General features: G+C 60.0%; 14 protein-coding genes. 11 read left to right on the forward strand and 3 right to left on the reverse strand.

What is annotated here, in order from left to right:
* The first annotated feature begins 181 nt into the window (after positions 1-181).
* The 11 genes from ACRRSD_RS27200 to ACRRSD_RS27250 all read left to right on the forward strand — a co-directional run bounded on the left by ACRRSD_RS27200 (position 182) and on the right by ACRRSD_RS27250 (position 11,150).
* Positions 182-1,279, forward strand: a complete 1,098-nt coding sequence (locus ACRRSD_RS27200) for an AraC family transcriptional regulator (RefSeq protein WP_435036348.1) — start codon at positions 182-184, stop codon at positions 1,277-1,279.
* A 184-nt stretch (positions 1,280-1,463) separates the two neighbouring features.
* Positions 1,464-2,351, forward strand: a complete 888-nt coding sequence (locus ACRRSD_RS27205) for a Dyp-type peroxidase (protein WP_435036349.1) — start codon at positions 1,464-1,466, stop codon at positions 2,349-2,351.
* A 23-nt stretch (positions 2,352-2,374) separates the two neighbouring features.
* Positions 2,375-3,343, forward strand: coding sequence for a Gfo/Idh/MocA family protein (locus ACRRSD_RS27210; RefSeq protein ID WP_435036350.1), 969 nt, complete (start codon positions 2,375-2,377; stop codon positions 3,341-3,343).
* 221 nt (positions 3,344-3,564) lie between these two features.
* Complete coding sequence (locus ACRRSD_RS27215; RefSeq protein ID WP_435036351.1) at positions 3,565-4,317, forward strand: GntR family transcriptional regulator; 753 nt, start codon at positions 3,565-3,567, stop codon at positions 4,315-4,317.
* Positions 4,314-6,044 carry a fumarate reductase/succinate dehydrogenase flavoprotein subunit gene (locus ACRRSD_RS27220; protein WP_435036352.1) on the forward strand — a complete coding sequence of 577 codons (1,731 nt, stop codon included), beginning with the start codon at positions 4,314-4,316 and terminating at the stop codon, positions 6,042-6,044. The genes ACRRSD_RS27215 and ACRRSD_RS27220 overlap by 4 nt, the downstream gene beginning before the upstream one ends.
* A 27-nt stretch (positions 6,045-6,071) precedes the next feature.
* Positions 6,072-6,317 (forward strand): 4Fe-4S dicluster domain-containing protein, encoded by a 246-nt coding sequence (locus ACRRSD_RS27225; protein ID WP_003225615.1) that lies wholly within the window; start codon positions 6,072-6,074, stop codon positions 6,315-6,317.
* A gap of 298 nt (positions 6,318-6,615) precedes the next feature.
* Positions 6,616-8,019: an ABC transporter substrate-binding protein gene (locus tag ACRRSD_RS27230; protein ID WP_435036353.1), complete on the forward strand. Its 1,404-nt coding sequence runs from the start codon at positions 6,616-6,618 to the stop codon at positions 8,017-8,019.
* Positions 8,020-8,285: 266 nt separating this feature from the next.
* Entirely contained in the window at positions 8,286-9,068 is a 783-nt protein-coding gene (locus ACRRSD_RS27235; RefSeq protein WP_435036354.1) for an ABC transporter permease, read from the forward strand.
* Positions 9,068-9,916, forward strand: a complete 849-nt coding sequence (locus ACRRSD_RS27240; protein WP_435036355.1) for an ABC transporter ATP-binding protein — start codon at positions 9,068-9,070, stop codon at positions 9,914-9,916. The genes ACRRSD_RS27235 and ACRRSD_RS27240 overlap by 1 nt, the downstream gene beginning before the upstream one ends.
* Positions 9,913-10,875, forward strand: coding sequence for a HEAT repeat domain-containing protein (locus ACRRSD_RS27245; protein ID WP_435036356.1), 963 nt, complete (start codon positions 9,913-9,915; stop codon positions 10,873-10,875). Before ACRRSD_RS27240 ends, ACRRSD_RS27245 begins: the two co-directional genes overlap by 4 nt.
* Positions 10,872-11,150, forward strand: coding sequence for a DUF971 domain-containing protein (locus tag ACRRSD_RS27250; RefSeq protein ID WP_435036357.1), 279 nt, complete (start codon positions 10,872-10,874; stop codon positions 11,148-11,150). The genes ACRRSD_RS27245 and ACRRSD_RS27250 overlap by 4 nt, the downstream gene beginning before the upstream one ends.
* A gap of 130 nt (positions 11,151-11,280) precedes the next feature.
* On the opposite strand, the gene ACRRSD_RS27255 is transcribed toward ACRRSD_RS27250, so the two are convergent.
* From ACRRSD_RS27255 to ACRRSD_RS27265, 3 genes are all read right to left on the reverse strand, one after another.
* A complete protein-coding gene (locus ACRRSD_RS27255; RefSeq protein ID WP_435036358.1) occupies positions 11,281-12,939 on the reverse strand; it encodes a phosphoethanolamine transferase in 1,659 nt (552 codons plus the stop codon).
* A gap of 211 nt (positions 12,940-13,150) precedes the next feature.
* Positions 13,151-13,888 (reverse strand): TorF family putative porin, encoded by a 738-nt coding sequence (locus ACRRSD_RS27260; protein WP_435036359.1) that lies wholly within the window; start codon positions 13,886-13,888, stop codon positions 13,151-13,153.
* Positions 13,889-14,077: 189 nt separating this feature from the next.
* A complete protein-coding gene (locus ACRRSD_RS27265) occupies positions 14,078-15,820 on the reverse strand; it encodes an amidohydrolase (RefSeq protein ID WP_435036360.1) in 1,743 nt (580 codons plus the stop codon).
* Positions 15,821-15,826 lie beyond the last annotated feature (6 nt).

Consider the following 15,826-nt stretch of genomic DNA (forward strand, 5'->3'; position numbering starts at 1 on the left):
CTGGTACCGGTCGCTTGGAGCGCCGGTACGCTAGAAATAAGCGTTTGGCGTACGTTGGGGCAGGGTATTGGCGGACACTGAGGGGGGCATCTGCGGACAGTCCGTAAACCATGTGCTAACTTCCATCGACACAACCGGTTACAAAAATAACAATCAAGCGTGATCCGGAATGTCAGCCCCCATGAACGTAAAAGTCCAAGACCCGACCTTCGAACTGGCGCTGGTCTCGCCGTTTCTTTTGCAAACCCTCGCTGAAGTCGCGCAGAACAAAGGCATCGATCCCCAGAGCCTGTGCCGTGGCCTGGGTTTTACCCTTGAAGACCTGCAGGATCCGGCGCAGCGGATTTCCTATCGCCAGGCCGTGGCGATGATTCAGCGCGCGCTCAAAGTGCTGCCCAACCAAGGTCTGGGTTTGTGGGTTGGCGCGCAGAACGTACTCGGCACTTTGGGTCTGCTCGGGCATGTATTGTCGCTGTGCAAGACCTTGCGCGATGCCTTTGCGTTGGGCATTCGTCACCAGCACACTTCGGGCGGCATCGTGGTGTCGAGCGTCGATGTGGTCGGTGGCCAGGTGCATCTCGATGCCGAGTGCCGCTTGCCGTTCGCCGATGTGCAGGTGTTTGCAGTCGAGGAGTTTTTTGCCAGTTTACTGGTGTATGGCCGCGCACTGGTCGGGGCCGAGTTCAAGGCGATTGCCGTGGAGTTTATGCATGCCGCGCCGGATTACCTGAGCGAATACCACCGCCTGCTGGGACCGGATGTGCGTTTCGGCTGTCTGCACAATCGCATGTTGATCGATGCGCAGTGGCTGGATGTGAATCTGCCCAATCATCATTCGCTGGCGCTGCGTCAGGCCGTTGCATTGCTGGAGCTGGAAGCGGCGCAGGTGCATCAGAAACTCGATCTGATTCAGGCCGTGGAGCGGGCGATTGCGCGGGATTTGAGTCGTGGTAGTCACATTGAAAGGATTGCCGGTGATTTGAACATGAGCAGCCGTACGTTGCGCCGGCGGCTGACCGAGCATGCGCTGACGTTCGAGGCGCTGCTGGAGCAGGTGCGCCAGGCGCGGACCCTGAGTTTGCTGGCCAATCCTGATATGCCGATTGAACGGATTACCGAAGAGGTGGGCTATAGCGATGTGCGCAGTTTTCGCCGGGCATTCAAGCGTTGGACGGGGATGAGTCCTAGTGCCTGGCGCCAGGACGCCAACCCTCACCCCAGCCCTCTCCCGGAGGGAGAGGGGGCCGATCGAGGTGTCTTGTGTCAAACATCGACCTGAAAGATTTTTTTCGATTATGGATTCACAGCTACACGTTCAGGTCGGTGTAGATCTTAAATATCCCCCATTCAGTTCCCTCTCCCCCCGGGAGAGGGCTAGGGTGAGGGGCTTTTGACTTCCATCCAGACCCACACAAATCCTCCGGCCACAGGTAAACTCCCGCGCACTTTCCCAAGGAGTTCACATGAGTTACTACCAGCCGGGCATTCTCGCCACCCCAGTTCCTGCGCAAGCACGTCACCTGTTTTTCGCCCTTGAGTCGGTTGAAGCGCTTCCGCAGGCGATCGACAATCTGCTGAATCAGGTGGACGGCAAGTCGGCGGTGGTCGGTTTCGGCGAATCCCTGGCCAAGGCTCTCAACGTGCAGATCGACGGCCTGCGCAGCTTCCCGGCGCTGACCGGTGTTGGCGTGGAAAACCCGTCGACCCAGCACGCGCTGTGGGTCTGGCTGCACGGCGTCGACCGTGGTGAACTGCTCAACCGCTGCAACGCCTTCGAAGCTGCACTGGCCCCGGCCCTGCGCTTGGTAGAAATGCAGGAAGCTTTCCGCCACAAGGACGGCCACGACCTGACCGGCTACGAAGACGGCACCGAAAACCCGCACGATGAAGCCGCCATCGCCGCCGCTCTGCAAAGCGCCGGCACCGACGGCATGGTCGGTGGCAGCTTCGCCGCGATCCAACAGTGGCAGCACGACCTCAAGGGTTTCCATAAACTCTCGTCCGAGGACAAAGACAACATCATGGGGCGTCGCCTCAGCGACAACGAAGAGATTGACGATGCGCCAGTCTCCGCCCACGTCAAACGCACCGCGCAAGAAAGCTTCGCCCCGGAAGCGTTTGTCGTGCGCCGCTCGATGCCGTGGATCGAAGGTGATCGCGCCGGCCTGATGTTCCTCGCTTTCGGTTTCTCGCTGGATGCTTTCGAAGCACAACTGCGGCGCATGAGCGGTCTGGAAGACGGCATCACCGATGGCCTGTATCGCATCAGCCGGCCGATTACCGGCGGCTACTACTGGTGCCCGCCGCTGAAGAACGGTCACCTCGATCTGCGCGCCTTGCGCATTGGCTGATCTTGAAAAAAAGGGACTGAAAAATGAACGTGGTGCGCTGGGGTATGATCGGTTGCGGTGATGTCACTGAACGCAAGAGCGGGCCGGCCTTCTACAAGGCGCCCGGTTCGGCGCTGGTGGCGGTGATGGGCCGACGCCTGGAAGCCGTCACCGACTACGCCGCGCGCCACGGCATCGCCCGCGTCTACACCGACGTCGATGCACTGATCAACGACCCCGAGGTGGACGCGGTGTACATCGCCACACCGCCCGACAGCCATCACGCCTACAGCCTGAAAGTCGCCGCCGCTGGCAAACATTGCTGCGTGGAAAAACCCATGGCGCTGAATGCCGGGCAAAGCCGCGAGATGCAGCAGGCGTTTGCCGAGGCCGGATTGCACTTTTTTGTGTCCTACTATCGCCGTTCGTTGCCGCGTTTTGCGCAGGTGCGGCAATGGCTGGAGGAGGGGCGCATTGGTGACGTTCGGCATTTGAGCTGGACGCTGACCAAGGCGCCTTCGCCGGCGGATCTGGGGGGGCGCGACAATTGGCGCACCGATCCTGCGGTGGCTGGCGGAGGGTACTTCGCTGATCTGGCCAGTCATGGCTTTGACCTGTTCCAGTACCTGCTCGGCGACATCGTTGAAGTCGCCGGTTTCACCGCGCGTCAGGCCGGGTTGTATGCGGCTGAAGATGCCGTCAGCGCCAGTTGGCGGTTCGCCTCCGGGGCGTTGGGCATGGGTTGCTGGAGCTTTGTCGCGGATCGGCGTGAGGATCGCGTCGAGATCATCGGCAGTGAAGGTCGGATCAGTTTTTCGGTGTTTGATGAGCATCCCGTGCAGTTGCATGCCGGTGAAATCATTAGCCTGGAAATCCCGCATCACGAACACATTCAGTGGCATCACGTGCTCGGCATGAATGCCCACATTCGTGGTGATTCCAGACACCCCGCAGTCGCCGAACAAGCCCTGAAAACCGACTGGGTCATGGATCAGATTCTCAAACGCCACTGACCCCCCGGTTGTACACCTTCCCAATGTGGGAGCGAGCCTGCTCGCGAAAGCGGTGTGTCTGTTTCAAAAATATTATCTGACATGCCGCCTTCGCGAGCAGGCTCGCTCCCACATTGGGCAGTGCGTCGTCGCGTCTAAGGTTATGCCCATTCGGTATTTCTCAACCTTGTCATAACAACTCTAAGATCACGTCATAACTCGTTATGACAAGTGATCCCGTGATGACCGATAACGTTCTCTCTTTGAGCAGTGTCCCGCTGCACACCCAACTGCGCGACGTCCTCCGTGCGCGCATTCTCGACGGCGAATACCCGCAAGACAGCCAGATGCCCTCCGAAAGCGAACTTGGCGCCTTGTTCAAAGTCAGCCGCATCACCGTGCGCCAGGCACTCGGCGATCTGCAAAAGGAAGGGCTGATCTTCAAGATCCACGGCAAAGGCACCTTCGTCGCCAAACCGAAAACCTTTCAGAACGTCAGCAGCCTGCAAGGCCTCGCCGAGTCGATGACCGGGCGCGGTTATGAGGTGATCAACCGCCTGCGCAGCTTCAAATTCATCCCGGCCGACAAGCGCGTCGCCGAGCGTTTGCAGATCGCCGAGGGCGAAACCGTCGCGCAGATCAAACGCGTACGCCTGATCAACCGTGAGCCGATCTCGCTGGAAATCACCTACCTGCCCAAAACCGTTGGCGAGCGGCTGGAGAAGGCCGATCTGGTCACCCGCGACATCTTCCTGATCCTCGAAAACGACTGCGGCATCGCCCTCGGTCATGCGGATCTGGCCATCGATGCGGTGTTGGCGGATAGCGACCTGACCCAGGCGCTGAACGTCGAGGCCGGCTCGCCGATCATGCGCATCGAGCGTTTGACCCACGACGCGCAAGGCCAGCCGCTGGACTTCGAACACCTTTACTACCGTGGCGATGCGTTCCAGTACCGCCTGCGGATCGACCGGCAAAAAGGGGAGCAGGCATGACCCGCAACGTGCTCGAACAGGAATACGACATCGTCGTCATCGGCGGTGGCACCGCAGGCCCAATGGCGGCAATCAAGGCCAAGGAAAAGAACCGCGATCTGCGCGTATTGCTCGTCGACAAGGCCAACGTCAAACGCAGCGGCGCGATCAGCATGGGTATGGACGGCCTGAACAACGCGATCATTCCCGGGCACTCGACGCCTGAGCAGTACACCAAGGAAATCACCATCGCCAACGACGGCATCGTCAATCAGGCCGCCGTTTACGCTTACGCGACTCACAGCTTTGAAACCATCGAGCAGCTCGACCGCTGGGGCGTGAAGTTCGAGAAGGACGAAACCGGCGATTACGCGGTGAAAAAAGTCCACCACATGGGCGCCTACGTGCTGCCGATGCCGGAAGGGCACGACATCAAAAAAGTCCTCTATCGGCAGTTGAAACGTGCGCGGGTGAGCATCACCAATCGTCTCGTCTGCACGCGGTTGCTGACCGACGCGGAGGGCACCGTCAACGGTGTGATGGGCTTCGATTGCCGCACCGCTGACTTCCATGTGATCAAGGCCAAAGCGGTGATCCTCGCCTGCGGCGCTGCCGGGCGCCTCGGTCTGCCATCGTCGGGCTACCTGATGGGCACCTACGAAAACCCGACCAACGCCGGCGACGGCTACGCGATGGCCTATCACGCCGGCGCCGAACTGGCCAATCTCGAATGCTTCCAGATCAATCCGTTGATCAAGGATTACAACGGCCCGGCCTGCGCCTACGTCACCGGCCCGCTGGGCGGCTACACCGCCAACAACAAGGGCGAACGCTTCATCGAGTGCGACTACTGGAGCGGGCAGATGATGTGGGAATTCCACCAGGAACTGGAGAGCGGCAACGGCCCGGTGTTTCTCAAACTCGATCACCTCGCGGAAGAAACCATCCAGAACATCGAGGAGATTCTGCACAGCAACGAGCGCCCGAGCCGTGGTCAATTCCACGCCAATCGCGGCACCGATTACCGCACGCAAATGGTTGAAATGCACATCTCCGAAATCGGCTTTTGCAGCGGCCACTCGGCGTCCGGCGTGTGGGTCAACGAACGCGCCGAGACCTCGGTGAAGGGGTTGTACTCGGCGGGTGACATGGCCGCCGTGCCGCACAACTACATGCTCGGTGCGTTCACCTATGGCTGGTTCGCCGGGCATAACGCTGCGGATTTCGTCGCCGGTCGCGAGTTTTCTGCGCTGGATGCCAAGCAGATCGAAAAGGAAAAGGCCCGGGTTTACGCACCGCTGGATCGCGAACACGGTCTGCCGCCGGCCCAGGTTGAGTACAAGCTGCGGCGCTTTGTTAACGATTACCTGCAACCGCCGAAAGTCACCAGGAAAATGCAGATCGGCCTGCAACGCTTTAGCGACATCGAACGCGATCTCGAGCAGATGAAGGCCAACAACGCCCACGAACTGATGCGTGCGATGGAGACCAGCGTGATCCGCGACTGCGCCGAAATGGCTGCGCGCGCCTCGTTGTTCCGCGCCGAAAGCCGCTGGGGCCTGTACCACTATCGCGTCGATCACCCGCAACGCAATGACGGTGAATGGTTCTGCCATTGCCACCTGAAGAAGGGCGATGACGGCCAGATGACCAGTTTCAAGAAAGCCGTCGAGCCTTACATCATCCCGCTCGATGCTGAAGAAATGCAGGCCTACGACCGTTTGCGTGTCGGTGCTTTCGCCGCTTGATGCACCACTAAAAAGAGAGTTCGGACCATGGCCTATCAAGCTCAGGAAATCTTCTTCCGCTCCAACGCTCCCGTCACCGTGGACGAGGACAAATGCATCGCCGAAAAGGGCTGCACCGTGTGTGTTGACGTTTGCCCGATGGACTTGCTGGCGATCAATCCGGCGACGCAGAAGGCTTATATGGCGTTCGACGAATGCTGGTACTGCATGCCGTGCGAGAAGGATTGCCCGACGGGCGCCGTGAAAGTCGACATTCCCTATCTCCTTCGTTGAAACGCTTTCCCCTGTAGGAGTGAGCCTGCTCGCGATAGCGGTGGGTCATTCAGCAATGATGTCGACAAATACGCCGCTTTCGCGAGCAAGCTCGCTCTCACAGTGGATCGAGTTACTGCACAAATTGAATACGCAAGAAATCCTGTGGGAGCGAGCTTGCTCGCGAAGAGGCCACCCCAGACAACCCAAAGCCATCCGGTAAACCCCGGACGCTGAATAGAAAAAAACCCCTCGTTTCCCACCGCGCCCTGATCGCGGCGGAGACGAACTCAAATAAATGATTCGAGGGGAAACAACCATGTTGCGTGCAGCAATCGCCGGTCTGGTACTGGCTTCGTTTACCGTGTCGGCCTCGGCCGAAACCATCCGCATCGCCATCGGCACTCAGGACACCACCATCAACTGCGCCGCCGGTGGCTTGTTGATTCGTGAGCTGGGGCTGCTCGACAAATACCTGCCTCACGACGGCGCCTACCAAGACGCCAAGTACGACGTGCAGTGGAAGAACTTCACCAGCGGCGCACCGCTGACCAACGAGATGGTCGCCGGCAAACTCGACTTCGGCGCCATGGCCGATTTCCCCGGTGCGTTCAACGGTGTCGCCTACGAAACCGCCGGCAAGCACAGCCTGTTCATCAGTGTGTTGTCGGGGAGCATCAAGGGTAGTGGTAACGGCATCGTCGTGCCGAGTGCATCCGGTGTGCAGGCGCTGAGCGAACTCAAGGGCAAGACCATTTCCGTGCCGTTCGCCTCCACCGCCCATGGCATGTTATTGCGCGCGGTGGCGGCGCAGGGCTGGGATCCGTTGAAGGATGTGAACATCATCGCCCAGCCGCCGGAAGTCGCTGGCTCCGCGTTGCAGGCCGGCAAGATCGACGCTCACGCCGATTTCGTACCGTTCGCCGAGCTGTTCCCGAGCCGGGGTTTCGCCCGCAAGATTTACGACGGTGCTCAGGCCAATGCGCCGACGTTCCATGGTGCGCTGGTCGATCAGGCCTACGCGAAGAAATACCCAGAGATTGTCGTCGCTTATCTGCGAGCGAGCATCGAGGCCAATCAATTGCTCGCCGCCGAGCCTGAGAAGTACAGCGAGCTGATCGCCAAAGTCACTGGCGTCGATGCCGAGGTCAATTACCTGTTCCACGGCCCGCTTGGCGTGCAGACCCGCGACCTGAGCTGGAAGCCGGAATATCGCCAGGCGGTCGGCACGGCTATCGATACGTTGAAGCTGCTGAAGAAGGCTGATCGTGGGCTCGATCTGAATACGTTTATCGACGATCAATACATCCGCGCGGCGTTCAAGGCGTCGGGTCTGGATTACACGGCGCAACTGGCGAATTACGCGCAGACACCGTTGCAGGCTACGGATGCGGCGACCGGCAAGGCAATCACCGACTTCAGCCATGTCGCGGAAATCTGGGTGCGAGGGGAGGACAAAGTGCGCCAATACGCCTCGGCGCAAGAGGCGTTCACGGCGCTGGCTGCGTTGAAGCAGGAAGGCAAAAACGTCCGTGCGGTGTATGCGCAGGCCAGTGACAGCGGGATCAAGTTGCTCGCCGAACAGGCGTGGTTTGCCAGTGATTCGAAAGGCCGCCTGAGTGCGTTCCTGCTTAAAGGCCAGGCTCAGCAATACGCCTCGGCACAGGGTGGCAAGGTTTTCGACTTCACCGATGCCACTACTCAAGCGGTTGTAGCCCGCTAAGTGAAGATCAAGAGCCCCTCACCCTAGCCCTCTCCCAGAGGGAGAGGGGACTGATCGCGGTGTTTGGGCGAGGTACGCCGACCTGAAATACCGAGCCGGACTCAGGTTTGCAAGCAACGAAGATCGGCTGCCTTTCTGGCCGAACTCAGGTTTGCAAGCAACGAAGATCAGCTCCCTTTCCCCCTCGCCCCCCTTGGGGGGAGAGGGCTGGGGTGAGGGGGGTAAATCTCAGCCTTGAAACAGATCCAGAACTGGAAACCCGCTCGATGAAATCACCCACCCTACGCTGGACATCAAGAGCCGCATCCTTGCTGCTCTGCCTGCTGTTCTGGCAACTTGCCGCCAGCCATCACTGGAACCTCGGCCTTGTCACCTTCGCCAACGTGCCCACTCCTTTGGCCGTGATCGAAGCAGCATTGGGCCTCGGCGACTCCGGCAAGCTTCTGCAACACCTCACCGCCAGCCTCAGCCGCGTCTTCGCCGGTTACCTCGCGGCACTGCTGATCGGCATAGCCCTCGGTCTGGCCATCGGTCGCTCGAAATGGGCCGAAGACCTGTTGCTGCCACCTCTGGAAGTCCTGCGTCCGATCCCAGCCGTGGCATGGATCCCGCTGGCAATCCTGATGTTCCCGTCCTCGGAACTGTCGATGGTCTTCATCACCTTCACTGGCGCGCTGTTCCCGATCCTGCTCAACACCGTACACGGCGTCGAAGGCGTCGACCCACGGCTGATCGCCTCAGCGAAAAGTCTCGGGGCAGGGCGCCGCGCAATCCTGCTGGAAGTGATTTTGCCGGGCGCTGCACCCAGCATCATCACCGGTCTTGCGATCGGCATGGGCACTTCGTGGTTTTGTCTGGTCACGGCGGAAATGATCTCCGGCCAGTTCGGCATCGGTTACTACACCTGGGAGTCCTACACCATTCAGAACTACGCCGACATCGTCGTCGGCATGCTCCTGATCGGCGTGTTGGGCATGGGCAGCAGTCTGCTGATCAAACGCCTCGGCGGGTTGTTCACGCCTTGGCATCGACCGCGAGGAAAAGCCTGATGAGCGTGATGCAAACCCCGGAAGGGCGGATCGACATCCGCCAGCTGTCCATCGTCCTCGGCGCAGGGCGGGAAGCGTTTGAAGCGGTGCGCGAACTCGATTGCCAGATCGAACCGGGCCAGTTCGTCTGCATTCTCGGTCCGTCCGGTTGCGGCAAGTCGACCTTGCTCGGCGCTTTGGCCGGGCACCTGAGCGCTCATGCCGGCAGCCTGAAAGTCGATGGCGGCGAAGTGTCCGGCCCGTCTCCGCAGCGCGGCATGGTGTTCCAGCACCACACGCTGTTTCCGTGGCGCACGGTGCGCGACAACGTCGCTTTTGGCCTGAAGATGCGCGGCATCGGCAAGGCCGAACGTCATCGCGCCGCCGACGAAATCCTCAAACTGGTCGGCCTCGAAGGTTTCGCCGAACGCTGGCCCGATCAGCTGTCCGGCGGCATGCAGCAACGGGTGGAGATCGCCCGCGTGTTGGTCAACCGTCCGCGTCTGCTGTTGATGGACGAACCGTTCGGCGCGCTGGATGCGCTGACACGTCTGAACATGCAGGAATTGCTGCTGGACATCTGGACGCGGATCCGCACCACGGTGGTGTTCGTCACTCACGACATCGACGAGGCGCTGTTCCTCGCCGATCGCTTGCTGGTGATGAGCGCACGGCCAGGGCGAATCATTGAAGACCTGCGTCTGGATTTCGCCCGACCCCGCACCAGCGAACTGGTCACCAGCCCCGAGTTCTCGCGCCTCAAGCGCCACTGCCTCGACCTGCTGCGCCACGACAACGACCGACCGCTGCCGCGCCTCAATCCGCTCGGCCTGCCGCCCGAAAACCCTTTGCCGCGATTTGCCCTATGACCTCTATATTTGCTGTGACCGATAACGATGAAATCCTCGCCCTGCAGCCGCGCCTCACTGCCGAGGACGCCGGCGTGCGACGCATTGCCCTGATTGATCTGGCGGATTTGGAGGAGCCGGATGGCTTGCTCTGGCTGGTCGATCGCCTCGGCCAGGATTCTGCTGAAGAAGTCCGCGCCGAAGCCGCGCGTTTGCTCGAGGCCTGGGAGGATGAAGACGTTGTGCAAGCCTTGTGCGAGGCGCTGACCGACTCGTCGCCCGCCGTGCAATCCGCTGCTGCGCAGAGCTTGAGTCTGCTCAAGACGGAAGCAGCGGGGCGGGTGATTCTGCCGTGGACCGATCACGCCGACGTCAGCGTGCGTATCGCGGCGTTCCGTGCCTTGCGCGAGTTGCGTTTCGCTGACGCTGCGCCTGCTGCGGTCTCTGCGCTGAACGATGCCGATGCCAACGTGCGCCGCGAAGCCGTCGGCGTGCTCGGCTGGCTCAAACAACTCGACGCACTGCCAGCCCTGGCGCGATTGGCCAGTGACGATCCGGACACCGAAGTGCGCCGCGCCGCCACCGGTGCCCTCGGTTTGGCCTCCAGCGCCGAAGTACTGCCAGCCCTGCGCCAGGCCTTGCAGGACCACGCCTGGCAAGTGCGCGAAGAAGCCGCGACGACCTTGGGCAAAGTCGGCCACCGCGATGCCGGCCCGGCGCTGGTCGAAGCCTTGAGCGATGACTACTGGCAAGTACGCCTGCGCGCCACTCGCAGCCTCGGTCGTCTGCGTTTCGCACCGGCGCTGGAGGCGTTGATCGAGACCCTCGGCCACCGCATCAGCAACCTGCGCAAGGAAGCCGCGCTGGCCTTGGGTGAGTTGAATGATCGCGGCGCCGTGGTCGCGTTGCAGGCTGCGCAGGACGACGGCGACCCGGAAGTGCGCAAAGCCGTGCGCATCGCCCTGAGTCAGTTGCAATGAACCCGCTGTCGGTGAGCAATTCGCAAAGCGAGCAGACGCTACGCTTGAACTGGCCGGACGGCCGTGAAACCCTGCTCAACCACGCCGAACTGCGCCGCCAGTGCCCGTGCTCGCAATGCCGCGCGTTTCGCCTGCGCGGTTCGACACCATCGGTCGATGACCGCGTGCGCCTCATCGAACTCAACCCCCAGGGCTACGGCGTGCAGTTGATCTTCAGCGACGGCCATCAACGCGGCATCTACCCATGGGCCTATCTGGCAAACCTCAACCCTTGACCCGACAAATATCCAAATGTGGGAGCGAGCCTGCTCGCGAATGCGGTGGTTCATTCAGCATTGATGGCGACTGATACACCGCCTTCGCGAGCAGGCTCGCTCCCACAGGGGGAGGTATGTAATTCCCGGGTTACTGGGCGGCCGTCATCGATGGCCGGCAGCCATGAAAAATATCCAGCCCCGGCTGATACACCGACGTCCTCACCTCAAACAACCCCAGCACCGAGTGAAACAGGTTGTCGTGGCTCAAGTCCGCCTGCCCGGTCTTGCCTTGCAGGCAGCCGCGATCAATCCCCTCACTGGCGAGCGTGCCATTGCCAAACCACATCACCATCGGCACATGCGTCTGCGCTTCCGGCGCCAGCGCATAAGGCGCCGCGTGCAGGTACAGCCCGTTCTCGCCCAATGATTCGCCGTGATCGGAGACGTACAGCATCGACGTATCCAGGGTGGCCTGATTGCGCTTGAGCAATTCGATGACCTTGGCGAGGAAATGGTCGGTGTACAGAATCGTGTTGTCGTACACGTTCACCAGTTCATCGCGGCTGCAACTGCCCAGCTGGTTGGTGTGGCAGATTGGTTTGAAGCGCTCCCTGTCTTTCGGATAGCGCTCGTAATACTCGGGGCCATGACTGCCGTCGGCGTGCAGGACGATGATCGCGTGGCCCTTGAGGCTGTCGATGTAGCTTTGCAGATCGGCCAGCAGTGCTTCGTCGAGGCAGTTGTTGCCATCGCAGAATGGCCCCGGCTGGTGCTTCGAAATATCGCGATGCGGCACGCGCAGGCAGGTGCCTTTGCAGTCGCTGTTGTTATCCAGCCACAGCACTTGCACGCCGGCACGCTGGAGAATGTCGAGCAGGCCTTCGTAGGTTTTGCCTTTCTTGTCGCTGTAATCCTCACGCGGGAACATCGAGAACATGCACGGCACCGAGACCGCCGTCGACGTACCGCAGGAATGCACCTGAGTGAAATTGAGGATGTCGAGTTTGCTCAGTTCGGGATTGGTCTCGCGTTCATAGCCGTTCAGCGAAAAGTGATCGGCGCGGGCGGTTTCACCGACCACGAATATCATCAGCGATTTCTTCTCGCGACTCGCAGCTTTGGCGCTCATCACCGCGTCTTCGCCGATGGCCTGCACCGCAACATGCTTTTTGATGCCCAGGCGTTGCTTGGTGTATTTGCTGATCGCGTAGATGTAGTTGGTCGGGTTGATGAAGTGGGTGAGCTTGTCTTCTTCGCGAAAGATCGGCGCGTAGGTCGAATAGAACGCACCCACCGAAGCGGCGATTACCAGCACGCAGGCGATGATCACCAACACCTTGTTGAGCAAACCGCGAAAGAACGGCCGATAACTCACCGGCCAACGCCAGATCAATGCCGCGGGCAACACACCGAGCAGCAGCACGTAAGCCAGCAGCTTGCCGTTGAACAGCGCAGTGGCTTCGGCGGGGTTGGTTTCGAAGACATTCTGAATCATCACCGTATCGATGGTGATGCCGTATTCGTTCATGAAATACGCGGCGCAGGCCGAGAGCAGGGCGACCACGGTGAGCACTGGCTTCAGCGTCCAGCGAAACGACACCAGGGTCAGCAGCAGGGCGATTGCCGCCCACAAAAACAGCGCGAACGAGGCGAAGAACGCCACTTTATGCGCGCCTTGCAACGTGATCAGCGTGCCCAGCGCCTTCCAGGTCGCCAGGTTGTACAACGTCACCAGTGCCAGGGAAAACAGCAGCACCAGTCGGGTAGGAGTGATGGACGGTAAACGCAGTCCGTTGCCCAAAGCCATGTCAAACATCCCTCTACATAAAGAGAAAACCACGCGGTTGCGCGAGTAACTGTAGAAGAACATTAGTAAAAAAATCGTAAACATCCTGTAACAAGTTCGACCCCCATTTCCTGTAGGAGCTGCCGAAGGCTGCGATCTTTTGATGTTGTTCTTAACATCAAGATCAAAAGATCGCAGCCTTCGGCAGCTCCTACAGAGGGATTTCGGTGGGTCAGAAAGATTTGCTGACGCTGGTGACGACAGTTGCCGTGCAGACATCCTTGAAGCCCCAATTACTCAGGCACTGGGTTTGCGACAGATCGGTGTCGATGTAGCTCAGGCCCAACACCACCCCGGCCAAATTGTGGGTGAGTTTGACTTCCCATTCGCGATAACTGTCCTCGGCCTGTCCGGACGCCGAGTACAGGTGCGGATCCTTGAAATCCATGTTGCCGTATCGCAACTTCAAGCCTGAGTCGAACGGCAACTCGGTTTCATAGCTGACATAGCTGTACAGCGAACTCTGCTTGCTATCGATCCCCGGCGCATCGCTGGAGTAATACGCCGCCAGCTTCACCCCATAAACGCCGAGAATCCCATAGACCTCACTCTGGTTGAACTGGTTTTCCTTGGGGTAGGCGTACTTGATGTAGCCCAGATCGAGGCTGACCTCCTCGTTCACTTGCCACAGCCAGCCGCCGTAGTACTCGACTTCCTGCCGGGTTTTCAGACCGCCGCCGAAATCGACGTTGGAACTCCAGGCGCCGAGGTACAGACCGCTGCTGTGGGCGAGGGTCAGGCCTGCCTGTACGGCGGGGTCATTTTGCGTTTGCGAGATGCCGCGAGTGCGATAGTCGCTGGCTAAAGTGAGATCCACCAACAGCGCAAAATCATCGTTCAAAGGGATCGCAAAGCTGCTCAAGGGCAGCACGCTCAAGAAACTCAGGGCGAACAGGGGCAAGGCTTTCATGTGAAGTCCCGATGTTGTGATTATTTTTGGGCAGAACGAAAACTGTGTGTGGGAATGCCATATCGGCCACCCTCACAAAACATGTGGGAGCGAGCTTGCTCGCGAAGGCGGTGGGTCAGTCAGTGAAGATGTTGAATAAACTGGCCTCTTCGCGAGCAAGCTCGCTCCCACAGGGTGGGATGGTTGTTGTTATTTTGTGGCGGTATAGACCTGACGACCGCCGAACCAGGTTTGCAGGACTTTGGTGTCATGCAGGGCCTTGTTGTCGACGCTGAACACGTCACGATCAAGCACAATAAAGTCCGCCTGCTTGCCCGGCGTCAGCGAGCCGATCTGCTTCTCCAGACCAATCGTCCGCGCCGCATTAACGGTGTAGGCATAGAACATCGTGTCGCGATCCAGACGCTCATCGGCATTGAGCACGCCCAACGGGCCAACGCGAGTAATCGCCTGGGCCATGGCATTGAACGGGTTCGGCGAAGACACCGGCCAGTCACTCGCACCGGCAATCGTCGCGCCCTGTTTCAGCAGCGAATGCGCCGGGTACTGATAGCGGAAGGCGAGGGCGCTGACGTACGGCTTGATCATGTCGGTGGTGTAGTCGTCGGCGCTGGCCCACAGCAGTTGCATCGAGGCGATGACGTTGAGCGGCTTGAAGCGGGCGAACTCCTTCGGGTTGACCATTTGCAAGTGAGTGATCGAGTGGGTCACGCCGCTCTGTCGGTCCTTGCGCGCCTGCGCGATGCCGTTCAGCGATTCTCGCACCGCACGGTCGCCGATCGCATGGATATGCACCAGCCAGCCGCGCTGGTCGATGGCGCTGACCAGTTCGCCGAAATGCTGCGGATCGATCAGCAGTTCGCCCTGTTTGTGCGAGTTGCTGTACGAATCGATCATCGCTGCGCTCTGCGCCGGGAATTCGATCACGCCGTCGGCAAAGATCTTGATCCCGGGCAGGGTCAGGTTGGGAATGCCCTGAAATTGCTGGCGCACCTTGTCCAGTGTGTCGAGGTCAGCGGGCACGCTTTTCGGGTTGGCCACCAGCAGCGCCGCGACGTGCACGCTCATGTCGCCGCTTTCCGACAGCGCTTTATAGGCTGGCAACACGCCGACGGTTTTCTCGGTCGGTTTGAGCGCGAACACCGCTTCCCCCGGTGCGGCGTTGGCCGCCGGGTCCATCCATGCGGTGATGCCCACGCTGTTGTTGTAGCGCACCGCTGATTTGGCGGCGTTCAACATGTCGGCGGGGCTTGGCACCGGCATTTTTGAAGCGACCCGGTCCCATCCGGCGTCGACCACAAATCCATTGGGCTCACCGTTGGCCAGTTTGCCGATGGTGTCTTTTTCCGCGTCGGGCAGGGTTTTCAGCAGGGCCGCGTCAATGCCGGCGCGCTTGAGCATCACATTGTTGGCCCACGCCGTGTGGTGGTCGCTGCCGATAAACACCACTGGCACGCTGGCCCATTCGCCGCTGTTGAAGGTTTTGCCCAAGGCTTCCGCTTGCGCCCAATAAGCCGAACTCATGCCGGCAATGCTCAGCACGTCGCCATGTTTGGCCTTACCGTCTTCACGCCAGTCGCGCAGGCGTTTTTGCAGTTCGTCGAGGTCGACGACTTCGTCCTCCATGTTCGCCGAGACCATTTCCAGGCCGCCGAAAATCGCGTGGGAATGGCTGTCGATCAGGCCGGGCATCAGCGCTTTGCCCTTGAGGTCGATGACCTTTGTGCCGGGTTCGATCAAGGCTTTTATCTGCGCGTTGGTGCCGACTTTCAGCACTTTGCCGTTCTCCACGGCCAAGGCCTGCACCTTGGGTTGCGCGCGGTCAGCGGTAAAAATCTTGCCGTTGAGCAGAATCAGATCGGCGGCGGCCATGGCTTCCATCGAGGCAAAACTTACAGCGACAACCAGCAGCTTGGGGATGAATCTTTTCATTGAAGA

Source organism: Pseudomonas neuropathica (genome assembly GCF_051174785.1).
GTDB classification, from domain to species: domain Bacteria; phylum Pseudomonadota; class Gammaproteobacteria; order Pseudomonadales; family Pseudomonadaceae; genus Aquipseudomonas; species Aquipseudomonas neuropathica_A.

What these genes read in the sequence shown, in the direction of transcription:
- ACRRSD_RS27250 (WP_435036357.1), top strand. Translation starts at nt 10,872, where the DNA reads ATGAACCCGCTGTCGGTGAGCAATTCGCAAAGCGAGCAGACGCTACGC.
- ACRRSD_RS27235 (WP_435036354.1), top strand. Translation starts at nt 8,286, where the DNA reads ATGAAATCACCCACCCTACGCTGGACATCAAGAGCCGCATCCTTGCTG.
- ACRRSD_RS27265 (WP_435036360.1), bottom strand. Translation starts at nt 15,820, where the DNA reads ATGAAAAGATTCATCCCCAAGCTGCTGGTTGTCGCTGTAAGTTTTGCC.
- ACRRSD_RS27245 (WP_435036356.1), top strand. Translation starts at nt 9,913, where the DNA reads ATGACCTCTATATTTGCTGTGACCGATAACGATGAAATCCTCGCCCTG.
- ACRRSD_RS27255 (WP_435036358.1), bottom strand. Translation starts at nt 12,939, where the DNA reads ATGGCTTTGGGCAACGGACTGCGTTTACCGTCCATCACTCCTACCCGA.
- ACRRSD_RS27260 (WP_435036359.1), bottom strand. Translation starts at nt 13,888, where the DNA reads ATGAAAGCCTTGCCCCTGTTCGCCCTGAGTTTCTTGAGCGTGCTGCCC.
- ACRRSD_RS27230 (WP_435036353.1), top strand. Translation starts at nt 6,616, where the DNA reads ATGTTGCGTGCAGCAATCGCCGGTCTGGTACTGGCTTCGTTTACCGTG.
- ACRRSD_RS27220 (WP_435036352.1), top strand. Translation starts at nt 4,314, where the DNA reads ATGACCCGCAACGTGCTCGAACAGGAATACGACATCGTCGTCATCGGC.
- ACRRSD_RS27240 (WP_435036355.1), top strand. Translation starts at nt 9,068, where the DNA reads ATGAGCGTGATGCAAACCCCGGAAGGGCGGATCGACATCCGCCAGCTG.
- ACRRSD_RS27205 (WP_435036349.1), top strand. Translation starts at nt 1,464, where the DNA reads ATGAGTTACTACCAGCCGGGCATTCTCGCCACCCCAGTTCCTGCGCAA.
- ACRRSD_RS27200 (WP_435036348.1), top strand. Translation starts at nt 182, where the DNA reads ATGAACGTAAAAGTCCAAGACCCGACCTTCGAACTGGCGCTGGTCTCG.
- ACRRSD_RS27210 (WP_435036350.1), top strand. Translation starts at nt 2,375, where the DNA reads ATGAACGTGGTGCGCTGGGGTATGATCGGTTGCGGTGATGTCACTGAA.
- ACRRSD_RS27215 (WP_435036351.1), top strand. Translation starts at nt 3,565, where the DNA reads ATGACCGATAACGTTCTCTCTTTGAGCAGTGTCCCGCTGCACACCCAA.
- ACRRSD_RS27225 (WP_003225615.1), top strand. Translation starts at nt 6,072, where the DNA reads ATGGCCTATCAAGCTCAGGAAATCTTCTTCCGCTCCAACGCTCCCGTC.